The sequence below is a fragment of the Sphingomonas sp. Ant H11 genome (assembly GCF_000797515.1).
Classification (GTDB): domain Bacteria; phylum Pseudomonadota; class Alphaproteobacteria; order Sphingomonadales; family Sphingomonadaceae; genus Sphingomonas.
Genome location: NZ_JSBN01000032.1, coordinates 15,103 through 36,179, shown reverse-complemented (window position 1 = coordinate 36,179; position 21,077 = coordinate 15,103). Strand labels below are relative to the sequence as shown.

The 21,077-nt window shown below is 64.3% G+C and carries 15 protein-coding genes and 2 pseudogenes; 3 read left to right on the top strand and 14 right to left on the bottom strand.

Annotated features, from left to right (window positions below; genetic code table 11):
* Window positions 1–40: 40 nt before the first annotated feature.
* The 13 genes and pseudogenes from fabZ to NW75_RS07835 all read right to left on the bottom strand — a co-directional run bounded on the left by fabZ (window position 41) and on the right by NW75_RS07835 (window position 13,305).
* The gene (gene fabZ / locus NW75_RS07895) at window positions 41–523 is read right to left on the bottom strand and encodes a 3-hydroxyacyl-ACP dehydratase FabZ (RefSeq protein WP_033964608.1); all 483 of its coding nucleotides are present in this window, start codon (window positions 521–523) and stop codon (window positions 41–43) included.
* Between the two features lie 8 nt (window positions 524–531).
* Window positions 532–1,251 (bottom strand): OmpH family outer membrane protein, encoded by a 720-nt coding sequence (locus NW75_RS07890; protein ID WP_033964606.1) that lies wholly within the window; start codon window positions 1,249–1,251, stop codon window positions 532–534.
* Window positions 1,251–4,034, bottom strand: a complete 2,784-nt coding sequence (bamA, locus tag NW75_RS07885) for an outer membrane protein assembly factor BamA (RefSeq protein ID WP_033964604.1) — start codon at window positions 4,032–4,034, stop codon at window positions 1,251–1,253. The genes NW75_RS07890 and bamA overlap by 1 nt, the downstream gene beginning before the upstream one ends.
* A gap of 76 nt (window positions 4,035–4,110) precedes the next feature.
* Window positions 4,111–5,237: pseudogene (locus NW75_RS07880) on the bottom strand (M50 family metallopeptidase).
* The gene (locus NW75_RS07875; protein WP_033964603.1) at window positions 5,234–6,427 is read right to left on the bottom strand and encodes a 1-deoxy-D-xylulose-5-phosphate reductoisomerase; all 1,194 of its coding nucleotides are present in this window, start codon (window positions 6,425–6,427) and stop codon (window positions 5,234–5,236) included. Before NW75_RS07875 ends, NW75_RS07880 begins: the two are co-directional and overlap by 4 nt.
* Window positions 6,424–7,224, bottom strand: a complete 801-nt coding sequence (locus tag NW75_RS07870) for a phosphatidate cytidylyltransferase (protein WP_033964601.1) — start codon at window positions 7,222–7,224, stop codon at window positions 6,424–6,426. The genes NW75_RS07875 and NW75_RS07870 overlap by 4 nt, the downstream gene beginning before the upstream one ends.
* 11 nt (window positions 7,225–7,235) lie before the next feature.
* On the bottom strand, window positions 7,236–7,985 hold the full coding sequence (locus tag NW75_RS07865) for an isoprenyl transferase (protein ID WP_260591475.1): 750 nt from the start codon (window positions 7,983–7,985) through the stop codon (window positions 7,236–7,238).
* Window positions 7,982–8,539 carry a ribosome recycling factor gene (gene frr / locus NW75_RS07860; protein WP_033964599.1) on the bottom strand — a complete coding sequence of 186 codons (558 nt, stop codon included), beginning with the start codon at window positions 8,537–8,539 and terminating at the stop codon, window positions 7,982–7,984. The genes NW75_RS07865 and frr overlap by 4 nt, the downstream gene beginning before the upstream one ends.
* A gap of 3 nt (window positions 8,540–8,542) precedes the next feature.
* Entirely contained in the window at window positions 8,543–9,271 is a 729-nt protein-coding gene (pyrH, locus tag NW75_RS07855) for a UMP kinase (RefSeq protein ID WP_033964598.1), read from the bottom strand.
* 176 nt (window positions 9,272–9,447) lie between these two features.
* Entirely contained in the window at window positions 9,448–10,383 is a 936-nt protein-coding gene (gene tsf / locus NW75_RS07850; RefSeq protein WP_033964595.1) for a translation elongation factor Ts, read from the bottom strand.
* A gap of 54 nt (window positions 10,384–10,437) precedes the next feature.
* Entirely contained in the window at window positions 10,438–11,310 is an 873-nt protein-coding gene (gene rpsB / locus NW75_RS07845; RefSeq protein ID WP_156142993.1) for a 30S ribosomal protein S2, read from the bottom strand.
* A 414-nt stretch (window positions 11,311–11,724) separates the two neighbouring features.
* Window positions 11,725–12,539: pseudogene (locus tag NW75_RS07840) on the bottom strand (CDP-alcohol phosphatidyltransferase family protein).
* A gap of 19 nt (window positions 12,540–12,558) precedes the next feature.
* Window positions 12,559–13,305, bottom strand: coding sequence for a phosphatidylserine decarboxylase (locus tag NW75_RS07835; RefSeq protein WP_033964591.1), 747 nt, complete (start codon window positions 13,303–13,305; stop codon window positions 12,559–12,561).
* Between the two features lie 129 nt (window positions 13,306–13,434).
* On the opposite strand from NW75_RS07835, the gene NW75_RS07830 reads away from it, so the two are divergent.
* Complete coding sequence (locus NW75_RS07830) at window positions 13,435–14,655, top strand: NADP-dependent isocitrate dehydrogenase (protein ID WP_010403143.1); 1,221 nt, start codon at window positions 13,435–13,437, stop codon at window positions 14,653–14,655.
* Window positions 14,656–14,791: 136 nt separating this feature from the next.
* The gene (locus tag NW75_RS07825) at window positions 14,792–16,564 is read left to right on the top strand and encodes a cation:proton antiporter domain-containing protein (protein ID WP_033964590.1); all 1,773 of its coding nucleotides are present in this window, start codon (window positions 14,792–14,794) and stop codon (window positions 16,562–16,564) included.
* 34 nt (window positions 16,565–16,598) lie between these two features.
* Here NW75_RS07825 and alaS read toward each other — a convergent pair whose 3' ends face one another.
* Entirely contained in the window at window positions 16,599–19,253 is a 2,655-nt protein-coding gene (gene alaS, locus NW75_RS07820) for an alanine--tRNA ligase (protein WP_033964588.1), read from the bottom strand.
* A gap of 93 nt (window positions 19,254–19,346) precedes the next feature.
* On the opposite strand from alaS, the gene NW75_RS07815 reads away from it, so the two are divergent.
* Window positions 19,347–21,005 (top strand): hypothetical protein, encoded by a 1,659-nt coding sequence (locus NW75_RS07815; RefSeq protein WP_033964587.1) that lies wholly within the window; start codon window positions 19,347–19,349, stop codon window positions 21,003–21,005.
* The last annotated feature ends 72 nt before the right edge of the window (window positions 21,006–21,077 follow it).

Sequence of the window (21,077 nt, the reverse complement as noted above, 5' to 3'; positions counted from 1 at the left end):
TCAGAGCCCGCGCCGTGTAGCAATGCGTCTTGTGCGGCCGTTATGCCTTGGGCGGGTCGGCGATCATCGCGGTGAAGTTCGCCTCGGCCGCCAATTGCCCGTCGATCGTCGCGCGTCCGGCGAATTTGCACACGCTGGAACGCTTCTGGACGAATTCGACCTCGAGCTTGAGCAGCACCCCGGGTTCGACCGGCTTGCGGAACTTCGCCCCGTCGATCGCCATGAAATAGACGAGCTTGCCCGAGCCCGCGAGCCCCAGCGACTCGACCGCGAGAATCCCCGCAGCCTGCGCCATCGCCTCGACGATCAGCACGCCGGGCATGATCGGTCGTCCTGGGAAATGCCCCTGGAAGAACTGCTCGTTGATCGTCACCGCCTTGATCGCGGTGATCGACCGGTCGAGGATAAGATCCTCGACACGGTCGACCAACAGCATCGGGTAGCGATGCGGCAATGCCGCCATCACTCGCCCAATGTCGAGCGGGCCGATTGCGCCCCGCCCTGTTTCGTCTGCATCCGCCATCGTGTCGCTCAGCGGCCCTGCGGTGCCTTGCCGGTCGGTGCCGGCGCGGCGGCCGCAGCGCGGCGTGCCTGGATCGCGGCGGCATATTGCTGCTGTTGCAAATATTGCTGGAGGAGCTGCTGGGTCTGCTGGCTCGGCTGCCACCCGGCCGGCGGCGTGATCGGAACCGACGGGTTGGTACGGTCGAGTTCAGCCTTGATGTCGTCGGTCACGTCGACGGCGGGCGTGCTGAACTGCACCGTGTTAGCCGACAGCAACAGGCTGATCTTCTTGGCGGTCACGACCGCGTTCATCGCAGCCGAATATTTCTGCGAGATCTGCTCGATCGCGTAGGCCTGCGCGAGGATCGCCGGGCCGCGCAGGCGGGCGAGATCGGTCTGGGCCGATTTCTGCGCCGCTTCGATCTTGGCCAGTGCCGGGTTCTTCGCGGCTTCGGCGGCGGCGATTTCAGCGTCGTCGAGCTTCTTGTCCTTGTTGAGGTCAAGCGGCGCGTACAGCGTGTTCAACTCGGTCTGCAAAGCCTGCTGGCGAGCATTGGCCTGGTCGAGCTGTGCCTTGTAGGTCGTCGCGATCGAGGTGTTGGCGGCATCGAGTGCCTTGGCGGTGAGGATCACGGTTTCCGGATCGGCGATCGCTACGCCAGAAACCTGCGCCTGTGCAGAGCCCGCCGCAACGAGCGTCGGCGCGATCAGCGCGCAGCCGAGCATGAGCTTTTGATACATTTTCATCAGAACTGTGTCCCTACGTTGAAAGTAATGAGTTTGGAGTCGTCGCTCTTGTCCTTGAGGACAGCGTAAGCAAGATCGATGCGCAGCGGCCCGAACGGCGAGTTCCAGTTGACGCCCGCGCCAACCGAGATGCGCGGACGCGCCGAGTTGCCGCCGAAGACTTCTTTGAACGGAGCCTGTGTGGTCGTGTAGGGCGTATTGGTCGATGTGCCGACGCACGTGCCGCCGATCGTCGCAGAATAGCCGGTCTGACACGTCGTGGTTGCCCCGGGATTGGTCGCATCGGTCGCCGGCACTGTGTAATAAGGCTGGCCGTTGGTCGCATAGACCGGCGAGATCAACGGCTGGTACGTTACCCGCCCCGTGACCGGGTCCACTGTTGTCGGAAACTGGCTGCCCGACAAAACCGGCGATGTGATGCCGAACAACGCACCGGCCTGCACATAGATGGACGGCCGCAGCCCAAGCTCACGCGCGCCCGCGCCGAGCGGAATCTCGATTTCGAATTTGCCGAGATAATAAGCCCGGCCACCCAATGCGTCGTCGACGAATTGGGTACGGTCGGTCACCAGCGTCTGGTTGCCGGACGCATCGGTCGTATAGCCGATGCGCTGGACGCGCGGCCCAACGCCGCGAATGTCGAAGCCACGGAAGTCCGGCTCGCCCAGGTAGAAGCGATCGGTAATGCGGACATTGTCGATCCCAACGCCACGGCTCTTCTCCAGCGAATGGATGTAACCACCCTCGGCATTGAGCGACCCGATGAACCCCGCACCAATGTTGAAGAATTTCGATCCTTCAATCTTCGAGCGAATATATTTCACATCGCCGCCAAGCCCTGCGAAATCCTGGCTGAAGATGAAGCGCTGGCCGGCAGTCGGGCGCAGTCGGCTGTTGAGGCTGTCGAACACCAGCGAATAGCCGATCGACGACGTCCAGCGATTACCGATCGCGTCGCACAAATATCGGCCGGCAAGCAGCGGCTCGCAGGTGTCCCCCGGAGAATTGCCGCGAATGCCGTCGTTATTCGAGTCGCTGAAATAGGTGCTCTTGTCGAGGCCGACTTCGTCATAGCTTAGGCCATAACGCCCGGCGAGCTGCCAATATTCGGTCAACGGAACACCGGCACGGACCTGGAAGCCAGTCGACACCTGCGTGTAGGTGGTCTGCCGCGTATTGCCGAGATAGTTGAAGGCGTTGTAATCGCGCCGGAAAATGTCGCCGCCGATCGCGATATTCTTGTTGAACAGATAGGGCTCGGTAAAGCCTAGCTCGACCGACTTGGAATAGGTCGAATAATTGACGCTGGCGCGCAACTCCTGGCCCTTGCCGCGGAAATTGCGTTGTTTGATCGACGCCTGAATGATGAACTGTTCAAGGCTGGAATAGCCTGCCGACAGCGACAATTCGCCCGTGGATTTCTCTTCGACATCGGCCGTCAAAACCACACGGTCGGGGGCCGCCCCCTGCGTCTGCTTGATCTCGAACTTGTCCTGGAAAAAACCGAGCGAGTTGATGCGGTCCTGCGAACGCTTGACCTGGAAGCTGTTGAACGCGTCGCCTTCCGACAGGCGGATTTCACGACGGATGATCTTGTCCTGAGTCTGCGTGTTGCCGTTGATTTCGACGCGCTCGACATAGGTGCGCTTGGCTTCGGCGATGTGGAAATTGATCCCCATCGTCAGCGTGTCCTTGTCACGCTGGAAGTCCGGATTCACTTCGGTGAAAGCGTAACCGAACAGGCCCGCCGCCTCGCTAAGCGAATCGACCGAGGTCTCGACCTTCTTGGCGTTGTACCAGTCGCCCTTCTTGATCCCGAGGTTTGCCGCGAGCCGCTTGTTGTCGAAATCGCGAATGTCGCTGTCGACGGTCACGTCCCCGAATTTGTAGCGCTTCCCCTCTTCCACCACATAAGTGATGATGAAGTCCTTCTTGTCCGGGGTCAGCTCGGCAACGGCGGAAGTGACGCGGAAGTCGGCATAGCCTTCGGTCAGATAGAATTGGCGCAGCTTCTGCTGGTCATAGGCCAGGCGATCCTGGTCATAGCTGGTGTTCGAGCTGAGCAGCGTCGTCAGGCGCGCTTGCTTGGTCGCCATCTGCTCGCGCAGCTTGCTGTCGGAAAACACTTCGTTGCCGAGGATGTTGATCTGGCGGACCTTCGACTTCGGCCCCTCGGTCACCTCGAAGATGACATCGACGCGGTTCTGGTCGAGCGACACCATCTTGGGATCGACGACTGCGGCAAAGCGCCCCTGGCGGCGATACAGTTCGATGATGCGCGCCACGTCCTGACGCACGGCGGTGCGGGTGAAGATCTGGCGGGGGGCGAGTTTCACCTCCTTCTTGATCTTGTCTTCCTTCAGCCGCTTATTGCCCTCGAAGATGACGCGGTTGATGATCGGGTTTTCGCGCACGCGCAGCACGATGTCGCCGGTCTCGGCACCGCCGATCGTCACATCGGCGAACAGGTCGCTGGCGTAGAGATCCTTGATCGCCTGATCGAGCGTCTCGTTGGTGAAGACCTGACCGGTGCGCAGCTTGGTGTAAGACAGCACCGTCTCGGGTTCGAGACGCTGCGAACCTTCGACCCGGATCGCCTTGATCGTGCGGGTGACCGGTGCGACGACCTGCGCTGGTGCAGGTGCCGGTGCCGGCTGCGGTGTCGCCGCGGGTTGGCCCGTCGTCTGCGCGACCGCAACGGTCGGCACGCCGGTGAGCATCGTGCCTGCGAGCAACACGGCGGTGGCCCGTGCGCCGTATTTGGAAACCTTGATTGCTGTCACATCCCACCCCAAATCGGAGAAAATTCCGCGTGGCCGAAAACTCGTCGGCCCGCCCTGCCTCACCTGCGTCAACCGATCAAGAGCCGGTCAGGGCCTTCCACAGGCCGAAAGCGCCGAGATCGTTAAACGTTACCATCACCATCAAGGCGAGAATCGCCGCCAATCCTGCACGAAACGCCCATTCCTGCACATTCGGCGCGACCGGCCTGCGCCGGATCGCCTCGATTGCGTAGAAAAACAAATGGCCGCCGTCCAACAGAGGGACTGGCAAGAGGTTGATGAATCCCAGATTAATCGACACACCGGCGATGAAATAGATCAACACCGGCCAGCCCAGCGAGAATTGCTCGCCCGACACTTTGGCGATGCGGAGCGGCCCTCCAAGTTCGTCGGTTGAGCGGCGCCCGCTAAGGATTTGGCCCAATCCTTCGACCGTGGACCGCAGGATTCTGCCGGTCATTTCGACGCGACCACCGGTGCTTCGAACAGGCCCACCCGATGCGGCACCGGGGTGGTCGGCGATATGCCGAGCAGCCCTTTTTTGAAGGTGTTGCCAAAACTGTCGCGCTGCACGGCGGTACCCAGGACGCCAACGCGCCGAATCCGGCTTCCCGCGTGCTCATATTCGACCACCACCGGGTAACCGGGCCGTAACACCGCGAATTCGTAGACATCTTCGAAAGTGTTGATCGCGCGCCCATCGATCGCGGTGATTCGATCACCGGTCTGCAAGCCGATCGCTGCCGCCGTGCTGCCGGGGCTGACGCCGCCGACGATGGAGGGGGTACGATCGACACCATAGGCCATCGCGAACGCCGCCAGAATCACAACCGCGACAACGAAATTGGTGATCGGTCCCGCTGCCACGACGATCGCGCGCTGCCACACCGGACGCCCTTGCAACGTGCGTGCGCGCTCCTCGGCAGGCAATTCCAGCCATGCCGGGTCGGGCGTGCTGGCGGCGTTGAGATCGCCCGCAAACTTCACATAGCCGCCGAGCGGCAGCACGCTGAACTTCCAGCGAGTCCCGCGTCGGTCGGTCCAGCCGAACAGCTCGCGCCCGAAACCGATCGAAAAGGCATCGATCTTCACGCCGAACACCCGCCCAGCCAGATAATGCCCCATCTCATGCAGGAAGACGAGCGGGCCGATCACCAGCGCAAAGCCGACAAGGGTGACCAGCAGTCCGGGAGAATGGCTCAAGCGACGATATCCTTCACATTCGTCCCTCTTAACGCCCCGCCACGAACCGCAATCTGCCTGCGCGCCATGCTGCGCGCTTCGGCATCGACCGCCAGAACATCATCCACGCTTTCCGGTGCGGCCGGATCATATGCCGACAGGGTATCTTCGACGATTGCGGCAATTTCGAGGAAGCCGATCTCCCGGTCGAGAAAGGCCGCGACCGCCACCTCGTTCGCCGCATTCAGGATCGCGGGGCGTGCGCCCCCTGCGTCGAGTGCCGCCCGCGTCAGCCGGATCGCGGGGAAACGCTCAGCATCGGGCGCCTCGAAATCGAGCCGCCCGATTGCAACGAGATCGAGCGGAGCCATCGGCGTCGCCATGCGATCGGGCCAGGCGAGGCAGTGCGCGATCGGCGTGCGCATGTCGGGCGGACCCATCTGCGCCAGCACCGAGCCATCGACATAATCGACCAGCGAATGGATCACCGATTGCGGATGAATGACGATTTCGATTGAATCATGCGGCACCGGGAACAACCGCGCCGCCTCGATCAACTCCAGCCCCTTGTTGAACAAGGTGGCCGAATCGATCGAAATCTTCGCGCCCATCGACCAGTTCGGATGCGCGACCGCCTGTTCGGGGGTGACGGTGCGCATCGCCTCGGTCGTCCAGGTACGGAACGGACCGCCGCTACAGGTCAGGATGATGCGGCGCACGCGCTCGGGCCGTGCGGCATCGAAGCATTGGAAGATCGCGTTGTGCTCGGAATCGGCTGGCAGCAAGGTCGCGCCATGCCGGGCCGCCGCCGCCAGCACGACATCGCCCGCCGAGACCAACGGTTCCTTATTGGCGAGGATCACGGTCTTGCCGCCCGCAATCGCCGCCATCACCGGCTCCAGCCCGATACAGCCGACGATCGCGCCCATCGTGATATCGGCCCCAAGGCTGGCCGCCTCGACCACAGCCGAGCGTCCGCCCGCAGTGCCGATGTTGGTGCCTGCCAGCGCCGCCCGCAGATCGGGCAGGCAAGCCTCGTCCGCCACCACGGCCAGCTTCGCGCGCGTGCGGATCGCCGCCGCCGCCAGTCCCGCAACATCGCGATTGGCGGTCAGCGCCAGAACCTCGAACCGGTCCGGCTCGCGCTCGACCAGGTCGAGCGTCGAGGTGCCGATCGAGCCCGTTGCCCCAAGGATCGTTATCGTCTTCACCACCAATATACCTTCGGTAACAGCACCAGCAACGCAGCGACCGGCGCGACCGGCACCAGCCCGTCAAGGCGGTCCAACACCCCGCCATGCCCGGGCAGCAGCGAGCCGCTATCCTTCACCCCTGCCCGCCGCTTCAGCCAGCTTTCGTAAAAGTCCCCGGCCTGCGCCAACACTGCCAGCACCGGCGTCGCCAGCGTCATGCGCACCGGCAAGCCATAGCGATAATGCAGGAACGCGGCGAACAGGCCCGCCGCCAAAACGCCACCGCCCAGCCCGGCCCAGGTCTTGTTCGGGCTGATGGCCGGCGCAATCTTCGCCCCGCCTATAACGCGACCCGCCGCATAGGCACCGATGTCGCATGCCCACACCAACGCCAGCGCCCACAGCGTAAAGAGAATACCCTCATCTTGCCGCCGGATCACCAGCAAGGCCATGATCGGCAGCCCGACATAGAAGATGCCCTGCGCCAGCCCGCGCCGCCCGGTCACGATCACCACGAAGAAGCCCGCGCCGATTAGCAAGCCGAGCGTGAGAAACCCCGCTCCCGCACCAATTACGGGGGCCATAATCGCAAGCGGCACCGACAACGCATATTGCGCAAGCCGCTTGGTCTCGTTCGGCGCGGACTGCAGTCCCGCCCATTCCCCCATCATGACGATGCCGAGCACCACGCAAAGTAGCCAGAATGCGATCCCGCCCAATACAACGCCGGTCAATGCGACCGCGACCAGCGCGATCCCGACGATGATGCGCAGCGTCAGATTGGACGGGCCACGCGGCTCGGCAAGCGGCGTCACGGGAGGTGGCGTCACAGGCCCCCGAACCGACGCTGCCGCTGTCCGAAGGTTTCGACCGCAGCAGCCAGCGTATCTGCGTCAAAATCGGGCCACAGCGTATCGACGAACAGCAATTCGGCATAGGCCGCTTGCCACAACAGGAAGTTGGACAAACGGACCTCACCGGAGGTGCGAATCAACAGATCCAGCGGCGGCAGGTCGCGCGTGTCGAGCTCGTCCTCGAACACGGCTTCGTCGATCGTCGTCGGATCGAGCGTGCCTGCTTGCGCGCGTTCCGCAAGCCGCCGCGCGGCCGCCGCAATCTCCGCTTGCGCGCCGTAATTGAGCGCGATCACCAGGATCGGCCCGGTGTTGACTGCGGTACGCGCGACTGCGGTGTCGATCAGTTCGACCAGATCGGGGGTGAACCGGCGATAATCGCCAATCACCCGCAGTTGCACATTGTCGCGCACCATCTCATCAAGGTCATTGCGGATGAACAGCCGCAGCAACCCCATCAGGTCACTGACTTCGCTCTCCGGGCGTCGCCAGTTCTCGCTCGAAAAGGCATAGAGCGTCAGCGCCTCAATCCCCATCGCGCGCGCAGCACGCGAGATACGACGCACCGCTTCGACGCCTTGCCGATGGCCAGCGACCCGCGGCAAATGGCGTTTCTTGGCCCAGCGCCCATTGCCATCCATGATGATCGCGACATGGCGCGGCAACACCCCCGCGCCCTTGCCGGTCACCAACTCGGGAGCAGAGGCGGCAAATGGCCTCACTTGCCCAAAATTTCCTTTTCCTTGGCGCTCGCCGCCGCATCGATTTCGCCAATCGTCTTGTCGGTCAGCTTCTGCACTTCGGTTTCGAGCTTCTTGCGCTCGTCCTCGCCGAACAGGCCCTTCTTTTCATCGACCTTGAGCGAATCCATGCCGTCACGACGCACATTGCGCGCGGCGATGCGCGCATCCTCGGCATATTTACCCGCGAGCTTGGCCAACTCCTTGCGGCGCTCCTCGGTCAGATCGGGAATCGGCAAGCGCAGGGTGGTGCCATCGACGATCGGGTTGAGCCCGAGCCCGGCCGAGCGAATCGCCTTGTCGCACGGGCCGACATTGGACTTGTCCCACACCTGTACCGACAGCATCCGCGGCTCGGGTGCCGACACGGTCGCCACCTGATTGAGCGGCATTTGCGCGCCGTAGACCTCGACGGTGACGGGATCGAGCAGCGAGGTCGATGCGCGTCCGGTGCGCAGACCGGCGAGATCGCCCTTCAACGATTCGACACTGCCCGCCATGCGGCGTTCGAGATCGGCCTTGTCATAAGCGGCCATGACTTAATCTCCTGCTGTGGTTTGAACGACCGTCGACACGCCTTCACCGCGCAGAACCGCAGCAAGATTGCCGGGCTGACGGATGTTGAAGACGACGATCGGGATTTTGTTGTCGCGGCAAAGCGCGATCGCGCTCGCGTCCATCACCTTGAGATCCTGCGCGAGCACAGTGCCGTAACTCACGGTTTCAAAACGCTTGGCGGTCGGGACCAATTTCGGGTCGGCATCATAGACGCCGTCGACCGACGTGCCCTTGAACAGGGCGTCGCACTTCATCTCGGCGGCGCGCAACGCGGCCCCGCTATCGGTGGTGAAGAACGGGCTGCCGACGCCCGCTGCAAAAATCACGATCCGACCCTTTTCGAGATGGCGCTCGGCGCGGCGGCGGATGAAGGGTTCACACACCGACGCCATGGGGATCGCCGATTGCACGCGCGTCTCGACGCCGATCTTTTCCAGCGCGTTCTGCACGGCGAGCGCGTTCATCACGGTCGCCAGCATCCCCATATAATCGCCGGTGGCGCGGTCCATGCCGCGCGCCGCGCCGGAAATACCCCGGAAGATGTTACCCCCGCCGACGACGACGCAGAGTTCATACCCCTGGTGCTTCACATCGGCGATTTCGGCGGCCACACGGGCAATGACGTCAGGGTCGATCGAAAGGCCACCGGCCCCCATCAGGACCTCGCCCGACAATTTCAGCAAAATACGTTTAAAGTGCGGGGTGGTCACGGCATTCCAGACTGCAAAGGGTCATGATCGCCCTGGGGGCGGTGCGGCGCGGACCTTATCGGGCACGCACTGCGATTGGAAGCGCGGAAACCGTGCAGATCGAATACACGAAGGGCCGCACCTCACCGGCACGGCCCTTCGGCATTTGCGGCCTCGCGCGCGAGCGGGGCCGAGTGTTATGCAGTCGCCTGCGGCACACCCGAAGCGGCCGCGACTTCCGCCGCGAAATCGCTCGTTTCCTTCTCGATGCCTTCGCCGAGCTGGAAGCGGACATAGTCCTTGAGCACGATCGCGGTGCCGGCTGCCTTGGCGGCATTGGCAACGACGTCCGAGATCTTGGTCTTGCCGTCCATCACCAGCAGCTGGCTGACGAGCGCGTTTTCCTTGCGATACTTGGCGATCGCACCCTCGACCATCTTGGCGACGATGTCGGCGGGCTTGCCGCTTTCCGCTGCCTTTTCGGTCGCGATCGCGCGCTCACGCTCGACGATCTCGGGGTCGAGGCCATCTTCGTTCAGCGCCAGCGGGAAGGCTGCTGCGATGTGCATGGCGATCTGCTTGCCGAGCGGCTCGAGCACATCCTTGCCCGCTTCGCTCTCCAGCGCGACGAGCACGCCGATCTTGCCGAGGCCGGGGGCCGCTGCGTTGTGGATGTAGGGAACAACCGCGCCAGCCGACACTTCGAGGCGCTTGGCGCGACGCAGGTTCTGGTTCTCGCCGATCGTGGCGATGTTGTTGGTCAGGATTTCCTCGACCGTCTTGGCACCCAGCGGGGCGGCCTTGATCGTCGCGATATCGTCACCCAGTTCGAGCGCGACCGAAGTCACGTCGCGAACGAAGGTCTGGAACTGCTCGTTCTTGGCGACGAAATCCGTCTCCGAGTTCACTTCGACCGCAGCACCCTTGGTGCCCGATACTTCGACGCCGATCAGGCCCTCGGCCGCAGTGCGGCTGGACTTCTTGGCGGCCGCGGCGAGGCCCTTGGCGCGCAGCCAGTCCATCGCCACCGTCATGTCGCCATTGGCTTCGGTCAGCGCCTTCTTGCAATCCATCATGCCCGCGCCGCTCTTTTCGCGCAGGTCCTTTACCGCAGCTGCCGTGATCTCGGCCATGTCGTTGGTCCTTATCTCAGTAGAATATGGTTTTGGACGGGATAGAGCCGCGCCCTACCCCGTCCGTATGTCAGTTCTGCGACGCTTACGCGTCGATCTGGCGCTCGGTTTCCGCAGCCAGCTCGGCCTGCAGAGCCGCGTCGTTGCCGGCGTAATGTCGGCGGCCGCAGCCGGAGCAACGCTCAGCGCTTCCTCGGCGGGCGGAGCTTCCATCGAACCGATGTCCTGGCGACGCGACAGCTGCTCATGGCCACCGCGGGTCGCGGCGATCGCAATCGCTTCGCAATACAGGCGGATGGCGCGGCTGGCGTCGTCATTGGCCGGAACCGGGAAGGCGATGCCGTCGGGCGAAACGTTCGAATCGAGGATCGCGACGACCGGGATCCCCAGCGTGTTGGCTTCCTTGATCGCCAGCTCTTCCTTGTTGGCGTCGATCACGAACATCACGTCGGGAATGCCGCCCATGTCGCGGATGCCGCCGAGCGACAGCTCGAGCTTGTCCTTCTCACGGGTAAGCTGCAGCACTTCCTTCTTGGTCAGGCCGTGCGTGTCGCCCGAAAGCTGCTCTTCCAGCGTCTTGAGGCGCTTGATCGAACCCGAAATGGTCTTCCAGTTGGTGAGCATGCCGCCCAGCCAACGATGGTTGACGAAATGCTGGCCCGAACGACGGGCTGCTTCTGCAACGGGCTCCTGCGCCTGGCGCTTGGTGCCGACGAACAGCACCTTGCCGCCAGCGGCGGTCGACGCTGCGACGAATTCGAGCGCGCGCGCGAACAGCGGAACGGTCTGCGAGAGATCGAGAATGTGGACGCCGTTGCGGTCGCCAAAGATGTAGGGCTTCATCTTCGGATTCCAGCGGTGCGTCTGGTGGCCGAAATGCGCGCCCGTTTCGAGCAATTGCTGCATGGAGACGACAGGTGCCGCCATAAGGTAGTTCCTTTCCGGTTGATCCTCTGGGAAGCGAGTAATCCGGACAGGCGAACCTGCTCGGACACCGGTGATGTGTGCTTCCCATGCGGTGTGAAGGCGCGCCCTTTATCCGAGACGCTCCGGCAAATCAAGTCCGGCAATGCGCTTGACGACGGAACGCAATGAGAACATAACGGGTCTCAGAGCGGAACGTGGAACGGAACACGGCCCGTGAATGTTGCGACTTTGTGACTCTTCACCGTGAATGAAGGAGTTGAACGATGGCCGTTGTGAGTTTTCTGGTGTTCGCGAGTGCCTTCGCCGCGAGCCTTGCTGTTTTCTACCTGACCCTGGCACCTGCGCTGCCGCGGATCGTCGCGATCTTGCGCGATGGAGCCGACCCTCTCGCTGCTCTCCAAACGCAGGTAACGGTCAGGGAGCCGCGTCTGCGGGTGCGGGGGACGACCGCCCCAGCGCTGGCACGGACGCCGCTGCGCGCAGCCGCTTGACCCGGGCATAGGCGACGATGCTGAACGGCAATGTCGCGAGATATGCGACGCACAGGAAGCTGAGCGTGTGCCAGGGAGCGGAGATGAGCGCTGCCCCCAGTAGAACCACCACCGCAATTGCTTCGAAGCGGATATTGTTGCGCAAACGCAGCGAAGACCAACTGAAGGTCGCGACGCTCGACACCATCAACGCTGCCATCAGCGCGACCCAGGGCGCTACGATCAGCGGCGAACGCCACCAGTCGAGACCGGTCCAGAACCACAAATAAAGGGGTAGCATCGCCAGCCCGGCACCGACCGGAGAGGGCGCGCCAGTCAAAAAACCTGCGGATTTATGCGGTTGCTCCACCACGTCGATCGCTGCGTTGAACCGGGCGAGACGCAGCGCGCAGAACACCGCGAACACCAGCGCGCACAGCCAGCCGACGCGGGGCAGATCCTTCAGCGACCACAAATAGAGGATCAGCGCGGGCGATACGCCGAACGAAATGGCATCCGACAGCGAATCGAGCTCGGCCCCAAAGCGGCTCTCGCCGCGCACCATGCGCGCGATCCGCCCGTCGATCCCGTCGAGCACGCTGGCGATCATCACCATCACGACTGCGGTTTCCCACTGACCGGCAATCGCGAAGCGAATGCGGTCAGGCCGGAACACAAAGCAAGCGCGGTAACGGCGTTGGGCGCAACCGCGCGCAGTGGCAGCCCCCGTGCCGCGCCGCGCCGATACGGAGACCTCATGCGATGACAATCCGTCGCATCACTGCGCGATCCCGGCCGCCATAGTGCCGCCTACGCGGCCAAGGATCGTTTCGCCCGCTACGCTCCGCTGGCCAAGCACAACCTGGCACGCGCAATCATCGGGCAGATAGACGTCAACCCGGCTGCCGAAGCGAATCAAACCGATGCGCTGCCCCGCCGCGACCATGTCGCCCGGCTTGACGAACGGCACGATCCGACGCGCGAGCAGGCCAGCAATTTGCGTAAAACCAATGCGCCGCACGGTGCCATCCGCAGCCGGTCGGCCTTCGACGACGATATGCTGACGCTCATTGTCCTCGCTTGCTTTGTCGAGCTCGGCATTCACGAACTTGCCCGAGATATAGACAACCTGCTTCACCGTTCCCGCGATCGGCGTGCGGTTGATATGGACGTCGAACACCGACATGAACACCGACACGCGCACCAGCGGCGCATCGCCCAGGCCATTCGGGCCGGCCAGTTCGCGCGGCACCGGTACGCGCTGAATCATCGAAATCAGCCCGTCGGCAGGAGATACGATCAGCCCCTCGCCGCTCGGCGTTACGCGTACCGGATCGCGAAAGAACAAGGCGACCCATAAGGTGATGCCGATCAACGGCCACGCCACGAACCAGCCGAACCAGACCAATGCGACCAGCGCGATCACCCCGGCGATGGCGACATATTTGCGCCCTTCCGGGTGCAGATCGGGGATGCGCCATTTCACGGCTTCGGCGGACGGATTTGGTGTTTCGGGAGGAAGCATCCCCCTTCCCTACCCCACACGTCCCCCGTGCCACAATCATCATCCCGCGCTCCTGCCGTTCCGCACCGGGTTGATCGCCGCGCGCCATGCTCCTAGACGCTCCTCGAAACTCCCATAGGAAAGATCGTGATGGCGAAGATCAAGGTGAAGACGCCCGTCGTGGAAATCGATGGCGACGAGATGACGCGGATCATCTGGCAGTGGATCCGCGAACGGCTCATTCTCCCCTATCTCGATATCGATCTGGAATATTACGACCTCGGCATGATGAGCCGCGATGCGACCGACGACAAGATCACGGTCGATAGCGCAAAGGCGATCCAGAAATACGGCGTCGGCGTGAAATGCGCGACGATCACCCCCGACGAGGCCCGCGTCGAGGAATTCGGCCTGAAGAAGATGTGGAAGTCGCCCAACGGCACAATCCGCAACATTCTCGGCGGCACCATCTTCCGCGAGCCGATCGTGATCAAGAACGTGCCCCGCCTGATCCCAGGCTGGACGCACCCGATCGTCGTCGGCCGCCACGCATTCGGCGATCAGTATCGCGCGACCGACTTCCTCGTTCCCGGCCCGGGCAAGCTGCGCCTGGTGTTCGACGGGGATGACGGCGAAGTGATCGACCGCGAAGTGTTCCAATTCCCGTCGGCGGGCGTCGCGCTGGCGATGTACAATCTTGACGATTCGATTCGCGATTTCGCGCGCGCCTCGATGCATTACGGCCTGAACCTGAAATGGCCGGTGTACCTGTCGACCAAGAACACCATCCTCAAGGCCTATGACGGCCGCTTCAAGGATCTGTTCGCCGAAGTGTTCGAGACCGAGTTCAAGGACAAGTTCAAGGAAGCGGGGATCGTCTACGAACATCGCCTGATCGACGACATGGTCGCCTCGGCGCTCAAGTGGCACGGCGAATTCGTCTGGGCGTGCAAGAATTATGATGGCGACGTGCAGTCCGACCAGGTTGCACAGGGCTTCGGCTCGCTCGGCCTGATGACCTCGGTGCTGCTCACCCCCGATGGCAAGACGGTCGAGGCGGAGGCCGCCCACGGCACCGTTACGCGCCACTTCCGCCAGCACGAGCAAGGCAAGGCAACTTCGACCAACCCGATCGCGTCGATCTTCGCCTGGACCGGCGGCCTGAAATATCGCGGCAAGTTCGACGGCACCCCCGAGGTGACCCAATTCGCCGAGACGCTCGAGCGTGTCTGCATCCAGACCGTCGAGAACGGCCACATGACCAAGGATCTGGCGCTGCTGATCGGCCCCGATCAGCCGTGGATGACGACCGAGCAGTTCTTCGAGCAGGTGCGCGTCAATCTCGAACAGGCGATGGGCGCTTCGGCCTAACCCTCCTCCCAAATCTACTTGGCGGCCACCGCGTCCGATACGGACCCGTGGCCGCCGAACCGTCTTTCGGCCACTAAAGGTCTTTTTTGTCAGTCAAAAGCTGACAAGCCGCCAATGTGTTGCGTACAGTGGCGCAATGGCATCTCCCCTAAACTCCACCGGTTTCAGCGACGCCCTTGTAATCCTGGGGGCAGCCGGGCTCGTTATCCCCGCTTTTGCGCGGGCCAAGATCAGCCCGGTCATCGGTTTCATTCTCGTCGGATTACTGGTCGGCCCGTCGGGGCTGGGCGCGCTCGTCCCCAGCTATCCCTGGCTTTACCACATCACCATTTCCGATCCGCACGCGATCGAGCCTTTTGCCGAATTCGGCATCGTGCTGCTGCTGTTTTCGATCGGGCTCGAGTTGTCGTTCAAACGCTTGTGGTCGATGCGCCGACTTGTCTTCGGCACCGGTGCGGCGGAATTGATCGGATCGGGGCTGATACTCGGTACCGGCTTGCACCTGTTGACGGACGTGGCGTGGACCGGATCGTTCGCGCTGGGTATTGCGCTTGCGCTTTCGTCCACCGCACTGGTGCTCCCGATCGCGGGCACGTCGAGCCCTGTCGGGCGTACGGCGTTTGCCATGCTGTTGTTCGAGGATCTGGCGCTGGTGCCGATCATCTTCATTCTGGGCGCGCTGGGGCCGATGGCGGCGGCGGGCGGATGGATGGGATTCGCGCGCGTTGGCGGCGGCGCGATCCTGACGGTCGCAATCCTGTTCGTCGGCGGGCGCTTCTTCCTGCCCAAATTGTTCGCCCAGGCGGCGCGCACCAAGAGCCCGGAACTGTTCCTCGCGGCGTCGTTGCTGGTGGTGATCGCCGCGAGCCTGGCGACGACGGCAGCCGGGCTCTCCCCGATCGTCGGCGCGTTGATCGCCGGGCTGCTGATCGCCGAAACCAATTACCACAGCGAAGTCGAAGTGATGACCGCGCCGTTCAAGGGGCTGGCGCTCGGCGTGTTCCTCATCACCGTCGGCATGAGCGTCGATCTCGGCGCGATCGTCGCCGACTGGGGATCGTATCTGCTCGCCATCATCGCCGTCGTCGCGATCAAGGCGCTGGTCACTTTCGGTTTGCTGCGGCTGGCCGGCATCCGGGGTGGGGTGGCAGCGGAAACCGGCATGTTGATGGGCAGCCCGTCCGAAACGACGCTGATCGTGCTGGGGGCGGCGGGGCAGGCGCAACTGCTCGCGCCCGGCCTCGCCAGCTTCTGGCAGACCGTCACCGCGATCGGCCTGACGATCACGCCATTGCTCGCCTTGCTTGGCAAACGCGCGGCCAAGCGGATCGAGCGTCGCCAGGGTGATTCACCGGAGGCGTCGATCCCGGAGGAAGGCCCCGGCACCGTTGTGATTGGCTTCGGTCGCGTCGGGCGGATGGTATGCGACATGCTGAAAGTCCACGGCCAGCCCTATGTCGCGGTGGAGGCCGATATCGATGCGGTGAAGGCGGCGCGGGCCGATGGCTATCCGGTGATTTTCGGCGATGTCGTGCGCCCGGAACTGGTCGACCGGCTCAATCTCGGCCGCGCGCGCGCGCTGATCCTGACGATGGACGATCCGGTGCTGAGCGTTGCGCTCACACGGCGGGTCCGTGGGTGGGTGCCTGATCTGACGATCATCGCGCGCGCCCGCGACACCGCCCATGCCGCCGAACTTTACAAAGCAGGCGCGAGCGACGCAGTGCCCGAGACGCTGGAAAGCTCGCTGCAATTGGCCGAGGCAGTGCTGACCGATCTCGGCGTCGCGGTCGGCCCGGTGATCGTCTCGATCCACGAGAAGCGCGCCGAATTGCGCCAGGAGATCAAGGCCGCCGCCGATCTGGAGGTCGCGCCGCGCCTGATCCGCGCGCGCCTGAGCAAGGACTAACCGCCGCAGCCAACCGAGACTGCGGCGTGAGCGCTTAGCGTGCCAGCGCGGCCTTCACCGCCGCAACCGCCTCGGCACCCTTCGCACCATCCGGCCCACCGCCTTGCGCCATGTCGGGGCGACCGCCGCCACCCTGCCCGCCCAGCGTCGCTACCGCGATCTTGAGCAGATCGACCGCGCTGCGCGTCGCGACCAGATCGGCCGTCACACCAACCGCCACCGACGCACGTCCCTCATTGACCGCGACGATCATCGCAATGCCAGAGCCGACGCGCTGCTTCATCTCGTCCACCGCGCCGCGCAGGCCCTTGGGGTCGAGCCCCTCGACCACCTGGCCGAGGAACTGCACGCCGCCAACCTCTTCCGGCCCCGCCGCAGCCGCACCGGCCCCGCCGCCCAGCGCCAGCGCCTTCTTGGCTTCGGCCAATTCACGCTCCAGCCGCCGCCGGTCCTCGACCAAAGCCGCCACGCGCGCCGGTACTTCGTCGGGCGAGGATTTCAGCGCCGTCGCCGCCTCGCGCAGTTTCTCGTCGCGCGAGGTGAGGTAAGACCGCGCCGCCTCACCCGTCAGCGCCTCGACGCGACGCACACCGCTCGACACCGCGCCTTCGCTCACCACCGTGAACAGGCCAATGTCGCCCAGCGCGCGGACATGCGTGCCGCCGCACAGTTCGAGCGAGTAGATCTCGTCGCCCTCGCGCCCCATCGACACGACGCGCACTTCGTCGCCATATTTCTCACCGAACAGCGCCATCGCCCCTTCCGCGATCGCTTCGTCGGGCGTCATCAAGCGAGTCGTGACCGGGCCGTTGGCACGGATCTGGTGGTTCACGTCGACCTCGACCTGCGCCAGTGCGGCGGGGTCGATCGCGGTCGGTTGCGAAAAGTCGAAGCGCAGCCGCTCGGGCGCGACCAGGCTGCCCTTTTGCGCGACATGCAGCCCCAGCCGCTGGCGCAGCGCCTCGTGCAGCAAGTGCGTCGCCGAATGGTTGGCGCGAATCCGGTCGCGCCGGCCGCTGTCGATCGTCAGATGCAGCGCATCGCCAACCGCGATCTCGCCCTGTTCGATCTTCGCCTGATGCGCGAACAGGCGGCCGAGATATTTGCGCGTATCCTCGACATGCGCCAGCACGCCGCCACCCGTCAGCGTGCCGGTATCGCCGACTTGGCCGCCGCTCTCGGCATAGAAAGGCGTCTGGTTGACGACGATCTCGACCGTCTCCCCCGGCCCGGCGCGCTCGACCCGCGCGCCATCCTTGACGATCGCGACGACCTGGCCCTCGCCTTCTTCGCTGGCATAGCCGATGAACTCGGTGCTGCCGCTGGCTTCGGCAATGTCGAACCACACATCATCCGAGGCGCGCTGGCCCGATCCCTTCCAAGCGGCGCGCGCGGCGCGCTTCTGCTCGGCCATGGCGGTGTCGAACCCGGCGCGATCGATCCCGAAGCCCTGGCGCCGCAGCGCATCCTCGGTCAAATCATACGGAAAACCGAACGTGTCGTAGAGCTTGAACGCGGTCTCGCCCGGCAGCGTGTCGCCTTCGGCCATCCCTGCGGTCGCTTCTTCCAGCAGCCGCAAACCGTTCACCAAGGTGCGGCGGAACTGCGTTTCTTCCTGCAGCAAGGTCGATTCGATCGACGCCTGCGCGCGCACCAGTTCGGGGTAAGCCGCACCCATTTCCGAAACCAGCGCCGACACCAGCCGGTGCATCAACGGCTCCTTCGCGCCCAGCAAATGCGCATGGCGCATCGCGCGGCGCATGATCCGGCGCAGCACATAGCCACGCCCCTCATTGGCGGGCAACACGCCATCGGCGACGAGGAAGCCCGACGAGCGCAAATGATCGGCAATCACGCGGTGGCTCGCCTGCGTCTCGGGCGTCAGCGGCGCGCCAGACAGCGCCACCGACGCCGCGATCAGCGCCTTGAAGGTGTCGGTATCATAATTGTCGTGCACGCCCTGCAGCACGGCGGCCACGCGCTCCAGCCCCATGCCGGTGTCGATCGACGGGCGCGGCAGCGGCGTGCGCGTGCCATCGGCGGCCTGGTCGAACTGCATGAAGACGAGGTTCCAGATCTCGACGAAACGGTCGCCATCTTCCTCGGGGCTTCCCGGCGGGCCACCATAAATATGGTCGCCATGGTCGAAGAAGATCTCCGAGCACGGCCCGCACGGGCCGGTGTCGCCCATCGACCAGAAATTGTCGTTGGTGGCGATGCGGATGATGCGCTCTTCGGGCAATCCCGCGATCTTGCGCCACAAATCGAACGCTTCGTCATCGGTGTGATAGACGGTGACGGTCAGCCGGTTGGGGTCGAGCCCCCATTCCTTGGTCAGCAAATTCCAGGCGAGCGTGATCGCGCGTTCCTTGAAATAATCGCCGAACGAGAAATTGCCGAGCATCTCGAAAAAAGTGTGGTGCCGCGCGGTATAGCCGACATTGTCGAGGTCATTATGCTTACCGCCCGCGCGCACGCACTTTTGCGAAGACGTCGCGGTCGAATAGGGCCGCGATTCCAGGCCGGTGAACACGTTCTTGAACGGCACCATCCCGGCATTGACGAACATCAGCGTCGGGTCGTTCTGCGGCACCAACGGTGCGGACGGGACCTTCGCATGGCCATTGGCCGCGAAATAATCGAGGAAGCTGCGACGAATGTCGTTGGTCGAGAGCGAGAGCTGGGTCATGCCCGGTGCTTAGGCGAGGCGCGTGCGTATCTCAAGCATGGCTCGGTTCGTCGCGATCGGCTATCGCGCAGGGAACTTGCCCGGGGACCCGTGATGCGCGTGTTGAAGATTGCGCCACTGCTGCTGTTGCTCGCCCCCACGGCCGAAGTGGCGCGCGCGACCGCCAGCGCGCCGCCGCACGCCATTTGCGGCGACGACACCATCGCCCCCAGCGTCGCGCGCATCCTGCCCGGCTTCGGCGCGGGCGCGCTCCCGATCCGCACCGCCAAGCCGCAGGCTCAGGCGTTTTTTTTCGACAACGGCCTGCAACTCAGCCACGCCTTCGCGCACGATGCCGGACACGCCGCCTTTGCCGAAGCCGCGCGACTCGACCCGGCCTGCGCGATGTGCCGCTGGGGCGAAGCCTGGTCGGGCGGCCCGACGATCAACTTCCCCGTCGACGCCGCCACCCAAGTGAAGATGGGCAAGCTGGTCGACGCCGCCATCCCGATGGCCGCGAGCGGCCCGCTGCTCGAACGCCAACTGCTCGCGGCCCTCGCGCTGCGCTACAAAAATGGCGGCGGCAAAGGCCCCGGCGACATCGCCTACGCCCGCGCGATGGAAGCGATCGCGGTCGCGCATCCCGAAAATGACGAACTGCTCACGCTCGCCGCCGATGCCTGGATGATCCCGGCGGCGCTGGGCGAGCGCGGCGACACGCTGCCGCGCGCGGTCGCGCTGCTCGAGACGGTGCTCAAGCGCAACCCGGATTTCACCCCCGCCATCCATTTCTACATCCACGCGACCGAGATGAACGGCTTCCCGGCCCGCGCCGAGCGCTATGCCGACCGCCTCGCCGCGCTCGCCCCCGCCGCCAGCCATTTGATCCATATGCCGAGCCATACCTATTACTGGATCGGCCGCTATCAGGATGCCGCCGACGCCAATGTCCGCGCGGCGGCGCTGGGCGTGGCCGATGCGAAGGCCGCGCATGCGCCCGAGCCCGACGGCGTGTTCCGCCAGCCTTACCATGCGCACAACGTCCATTTCGGCATTGGCGGCGCGTTGATCGCGGGCGACGCGAAAGATGCATTGGCGCTGTCCGAGCCCGTCCTCGGGGCGCTGTCGCGCGCACCCAAATCCGATCCGTTCCAGCAAATGGTCGGCGGCACCGCCTATTTCGCCCAAGGCCGCTTCGCCGATCCGGCGGCAGTGCTGGCGCTGCCCGAACCCGGCGCGGCATACGGCTTCCTGCGCGCCTATCGCCATTATGCGCGCGGCGAAGCCTATGCGCGCCTCGGCAATGCCGCCGCAGTCCGTGCCGAAGCAGCAGCGATCCCGCTGCGTGCTGGCCCCGCCGACAAGGAAGATGCCAGCCTGCAGGCAACCGCGCTGATGCGCATCGCCAAGGCCGTGCTGGAAGGCCGCGCCGCCATGCTGGAACACCGCCCGGACGACGCGGTGAAAGCGTATCGCACGGCGGCGAAGATCGAGACCTCCAAGGTCCTGGTCCATTTCGATGATCCGCCCGTGTGGTGGTATCCAACCGAACGCAGCCTCGCCGCCGCTTTGCTGGCCACGGGCGATGCCCAGCAAGCGCTCGCCCAAGCCAACGCCGCCCTCGCCCGCCGCCCGCTCGACCCGGTGAGCCTGTCGATCAGGGCCGACGCGCTGACAGCGCTGGGGCAGACGGCAGCGGCGGAAAAGGACCGGGCGGCGGCGGTGGCGCGCTGGCACGGCGATAAGAGCGCGTTCTCGGCGGCGTTGATCTGACGGGAGCGCGCCGCCCCAAGACGCGCTTCCCCCGGCGAAGGCCGGGGGCCCAGTAGGTAGGGCAGATGCAAG